Genomic DNA, 367 nt, shown 5'->3' on the forward strand with positions numbered 1-367 from the left:
GCCCGCGTGCAGCTTCGCGAGCGCGGTCAGGACGGCGGTCTCCTCGCCGGTGTCCCGGCGCAGCAGCGGCACGAACGCGGCTTCGGACCCCGCGTCCGCCGCCTCCTGCGCCATCGCCGCGGCACTGCCGTCCGGCCCGAGGTCGACGAAGGTGGCGGCGCCGGCCTCGGCCAGCGCGGTCACCGCGTCGGCGAAGCGGACCGGGCGGCGCACGTGCTCGACCCAGTACTCCGGCGAGCTCAGCTCACCTGCCGTGGCGGGCGCCCCGGTCACGGTGGACACGATCGGGATCGACGGCGCGGCGAAGGAAAGCTGTTCGACGATCGCGCGGAATTCGCCGAGCACCGGGTCCATCAGCGGCGAGTGG

General features: G+C 75.2%; 1 protein-coding gene. It reads right to left on the reverse strand.

All coding sequences use genetic code 11. From position 1 onward, the window contains the following. Positions 1 to 354, reverse strand: a 354-nt coding sequence (locus tag G3I65_RS14740; RefSeq protein WP_239071176.1) for an acyltransferase domain-containing protein, incomplete at its 3' end; no start/stop codon positions are given. Positions 355 to 367: the final 13 nt, after the last annotated feature.

Origin of the sequence: Amycolatopsis sp. SID8362 (genome assembly GCF_010550475.1) — a bacterium.
GTDB classification, from domain to species: domain Bacteria; phylum Actinomycetota; class Actinomycetes; order Mycobacteriales; family Pseudonocardiaceae; genus Amycolatopsis; species Amycolatopsis eburnea.